At 63.8% G+C, this 4,019-nt stretch carries 5 protein-coding genes; 1 reads left to right on the forward strand and 4 read right to left on the reverse strand.

Going from position 1 to position 4,019, the window contains the following annotated elements:
- Positions 1-111 precede the first annotated feature (111 nt).
- On the forward strand, positions 112-366 hold the full coding sequence (locus ACK6AU_RS31430) for a hypothetical protein (RefSeq protein ID WP_409303627.1): 255 nt from the start codon (positions 112-114) through the stop codon (positions 364-366).
- Here the strand turns inward: ACK6AU_RS31430 and ACK6AU_RS31435 are convergent.
- The 4 genes from ACK6AU_RS31435 to ACK6AU_RS31450 form a co-directional block, all read right to left on the reverse strand.
- Entirely contained in the window at positions 350-565 is a 216-nt protein-coding gene (locus ACK6AU_RS31435; RefSeq protein WP_185699330.1) for a hypothetical protein, read from the reverse strand. The genes ACK6AU_RS31430 and ACK6AU_RS31435 overlap by 17 nt on opposite strands.
- Before the next feature lie 121 nt (positions 566-686).
- Entirely contained in the window at positions 687-2,375 is a 1,689-nt protein-coding gene (locus tag ACK6AU_RS31440) for a methyl-accepting chemotaxis protein (RefSeq protein WP_409303629.1), read from the reverse strand.
- 233 nt (positions 2,376-2,608) lie between these two features.
- Entirely contained in the window at positions 2,609-3,013 is a 405-nt protein-coding gene (locus tag ACK6AU_RS31445; RefSeq protein WP_022643977.1) for a TraR/DksA family transcriptional regulator, read from the reverse strand.
- Positions 3,014-3,366: 353 nt separating this feature from the next.
- Positions 3,367-4,019, reverse strand: a 653-nt coding sequence (locus ACK6AU_RS31450; RefSeq protein ID WP_409303631.1) for an ABC transporter permease, incomplete at its 5' end; no start/stop codon positions are given.

The following is a 4,019-nucleotide window of genomic DNA, read 5'->3' on the forward strand; positions in this document are numbered from 1 at the left end:
CTGATCTGACTCAGGGTCCGGTTCCCCCGTCCACGCGATACTCGACGCCGGGTCAACCGGCCACATTCCGTGGGCACCCAGGACTCAACGAGCCAAAGGAGCAGAGGGGAAATGAAAGAGCTGGATATTGGCGAATTCTTCATCCGTGGCCAATGCCGGGAAGTCCGGGGCGAATACCAGGCCGTGATCGCCCTGCGCACCAAGGTGGCGAAGAGCCGCTTGCACTTCTACCAGGTGGAGCGCGACCGCTGGTTCAAGACCTCGGAAGAAGCCGCGGCAGCGGCCCGGGAACAGGCCAGGGCCCTCAAGCAGGCCATCGACCAGGGCGCGCTGGCCTCTGGAGCCAGACCTAGGCCGAATGCTTGAAACGGCCCCGGTCGGGCGCCAGCACCGCCAGTTGCTCCTGCCAGGCCAACTGGCATTCCTCGGCTTCGGCGCGGCTGGCAAAAGCGGTGCCCCGTTGTTCGCCATTGACCAGCACCACCCAGCACACCTTGCGCCCCAGGGCTTGCAACGAACCGGGCACGCCGCTGCCTATCATCACCGCTACATCGACCTTGTACATGGCTATCCCCACGGAAATAATTAGCAGGCTAACGATCTGGCCATGCTAAATGATTTCCGCTCCCCGACAACAGCCGGTTATTGCACAGCAGCATTACGCCAACGGTAACAATCGCCGGTCGCTATCCCACCCGTCGGGATGGCCCCTGCTCGGGCCTGTAGCCCAGGCGCAGGCCGCCCCAGTGACGTCCCTGGACCATGATCGGCACTGAAAGGTCATGCATCAGCTCGCCGGTATCGCGGGTGTAGGTTTGCAACAACAGCGGTTGCTGGTGACTGCCGCAGCGAATGCCGGTGCGATCGGCGAACTTGCGCTTGCTGCGGTTGTACAGGTTGTCCACCTGGGGATCGCCGGTCAAGGCTTGGGAAAACGCCTGGTTGTGGGTCGGCACATAGCCTTCCGGGGTACAGGCGATGGCGAACACCAGACCGTCATGGCGCGGCAGCAAGGACTCCTGGATCGCTGGCAGCACCTGGTCGGTATAACGATCGAAACGGGTGTGGTACCTGCTCGGCTCCGTATTGGGAATCAACTGGTAATTGCGGTCGAACAGCTCATCGAGGCTGATGCGCTGGGCCGCAAGATCAGCCTCGAACTGCTCGGCGATGCGTCGCGCGCCTTCGCGGGCCAGGTCGTAGATGCGCTGGTGATATTCGTCCAGGCCCACCGCGGCCAGGCGCTCGCTGATGGTTTCCGCCTGCCCTTCCATTTGCACCGCCGCCTCGGCCAGGCTGCGGGTCTGCTGGTCGCTGACCGCCAGGTCGCTGCGCATCTGCTCCACCGCGTGGAACAGGCTGTCCAGCTGTTCGCGATTGGTCTCGGCGCCCCGGGCGATCTCGCTGACCTGCTCCTCGACCCCGGCCGCCAGGCGGGCGATGTTGTCCAGGTGGCGACCGGTGTGCTCCACCTGCTCGACCCCCAGGTTCAGGTCATCGGACAACTGGCGGATCTGCTCCACCACATCGCCGGTGCGCTGCTGGATATCGGCCACCATCACCCCGACCTCATCGGTGGCTACCGCCGTACGCCCGGCCAGGCCGCGCACCTCGTCGGCGACCACGGCGAAACCACGGCCGTGCTCGCCGGCCCGGGCCGCTTCGATGGCCGCGTTGAGGGCCAGCAGGTTGGTCTGGCTGGCAATGGACTGGATCACCAGGGCCACGCGCTGGATCTCCTCGCTGCGCTGGCTGAGGGCTTCGATCGACTCACGGCTGTCGTTGGCGCGTTGGCTCAAAAGGTGCATCCGGTTGATCGACTCGCCCAATACCGTGCGCCCTTCGGCGCTGCTGGCATGGGCCTCGCTGGCGGCTTCCAGCGCTTGGCGGCTGAGCTGCGAGGTGACCTGTTCGGTCTTGATCATCACCTCGGCGTTACCGACGATGCGCACCGCGGCATCCAGCTGCGACTGCAGCTTGTCGGCCAGGCGGGTCACCGAATAGGCCACGCCAGCGGCGGACAATGCATTGTGGGAGGTGCTGTAGGACAGGTCGCGGGTCAGCGCCGCCATTTCGTCATCGCTGGCGGCCGCCACCGCCCCGGCCATCTTGCGGCTACGCAGGCGGGGCAGCCAGATCACCACCACCGCCAGCGGCAGGCACAGGTACAGCGGCCAGTCACCCAGGGCCTGGCCGGCCAGCAGTGCCATCAAGGCCGCGCTCTGTAGCGCCGGAGCCCACCAGGGGGCGGATTCGGGAGTCGCCGGTACCTGTGCGGCAGGCACCGCGAGAGATCCATCTCTTGACATGTTGCTCACCCCATACCGCTCTAATTGTTTTGCCGCATTACACGCCACTATAACGCCATGATCCATGGTCCCTTAGTAGGAACAGGAACAGCGCAAGCTTGCAGCCTCAAGCGGCAAGAGGCGCGTGCGGGGCATTATTCAGGGGCTGGCGGAATGGGTGTTGCAATAGATCAAGGGAACGGTGGCCGTGGCGCGGCTACCGAAGGGAGGGGGAACTGTTGCGAGGGGCTTGCATTCCAGGGCGCAGCGCTGGCTAGGCTGCGCCCCCGGGACAGGATGCACTTCAGACGCTTGCTGCTCTAGGCCTGGCGCTGGTGCTTGTCGATCTGCTCGTGACGTTCCTGGGCTTCGATGCAGTACTTGGTGGTCGGGCTGATCAGCAGGCGCTTGAGGCCGATCGGCTCGCCGCTGTCGTCGCACCAGCCGAAGCTGTCGTCACTGATCCGGCCCAGGGCCTGCTCCAGCTGCGGCAACATGCGCTGGTCGCGATCGATGGCGTTGACCAACCAGGTGCGCTCTTCTTCGACGGAAGCGGCGTCGGCCGGGTCAGCCGGGGTATCCAGGCTTTCAATGGCGATCCGGTTCTGCTCGATGCGCTCGTGGGTTTCCACCTTCATGGCTTGCAACAGCTCAGTGAAAAAAGCGTGTTGCTCGGCATTCATGTAGTCATCCGCCGGCATGGCCAGCAACTTTTCCTTGGTCATTGATTTCTCTATAAAAAATACGTGCATTAAGGCGAATTCAAGCTGTTTCCGGTTGACCCGTCAGGTCATCAGAAAGGCGCCATACCTTCCAAGCGCCACCCGGCACTCAATTTACGAGGGGCGGCAGTCTAAGGCCGGTTTGAGGGCGCAGCAACTGAAATGACAGCGAATCTGTCCGACAAACCGCCCAAAGCCCGCAATTGCGGGCTTTGGGGCGGGTGATCGGAGTGCTTTTATAACAAAAAATCCGATTCACGCAGGTCCTTTAGAAGACAAACGGCAGTACCGGACAGCGGATTTGGCCCTTTTTGCGACCGACTACCGCCCTTCCCCTACGCCGCCAGCCATCGGCATCAGCGTGTGTGCTTGCGCTTGTTGCGGTACTGGTCGATGACCACGGCCACGACGATGATCAGACCCTTGATGATGTCCTGGATATAGGCATCGACACCGACGAAGGTAAAGCCGCTGGCCATCACTCCCAGGATCAGCGCGCCGATCACGGTGCCAGTGATGCGCCCCACGCCTCCGGCCAGGCTGGTGCCACCGATCACCGCCGCGGCGATGGCATCCAGTTCGTAGGACATGCCCATCCCCGCCTGCCCGGTGGCGGCCCGGGCCGAGGCCACCACGCCGGCCAACCCGGCCAGCAGCCCGGCGATGCTGTAGACGATCACCAGGTGGCGCTTGACGTTGATCCCCGACGTGCGCGCCGCCTGCATGTTGCCGCCGATGGCATAGGTGTACTTGCCATAGCGGGTGTAGCGCAGGGCGACATGGAAGATCACCGCCACCGCCAGGAAGATCACCACCGGCATCGCCCCATGGCCAATGGCGGTGTAGGAATCCGACAACATGCTCACCGGCTGGCCCTGGGTGTAGTAGCGCGCCAGGCCACGGGCCGAGACCATCATTCCCAGGGTGGCGATAAAGGGCGGGATCCCGCTGAGGGCGATGATGCTGCCGTTGATCGCCCCCGCCAGCAGACCGACCCCCAGCCCCGCCA

Origin of the sequence: Pseudomonas sp. KCJK8993, from assembly GCF_046230915.1 — a bacterium.
GTDB lineage: Bacteria > Pseudomonadota > Gammaproteobacteria > Pseudomonadales > Pseudomonadaceae > Aquipseudomonas > Aquipseudomonas piscis.

Bases quoted from the DNA above. Each gene is read 5' to 3' on its own strand.
- ACK6AU_RS31440 (WP_409303629.1), bottom strand. From the start codon at position 2,375: ATGGATCATGGCGTTATAGTGGCGTGTAATGCGGCAAAACAATTAGAG.
- ACK6AU_RS31430 (WP_409303627.1), top strand. From the start codon at position 112: ATGAAAGAGCTGGATATTGGCGAATTCTTCATCCGTGGCCAATGCCGG.
- ACK6AU_RS31445 (WP_022643977.1), bottom strand. From the start codon at position 3,013: ATGACCAAGGAAAAGTTGCTGGCCATGCCGGCGGATGACTACATGAAT.
- ACK6AU_RS31435 (WP_185699330.1), bottom strand. From the start codon at position 565: ATGTACAAGGTCGATGTAGCGGTGATGATAGGCAGCGGCGTGCCCGGT.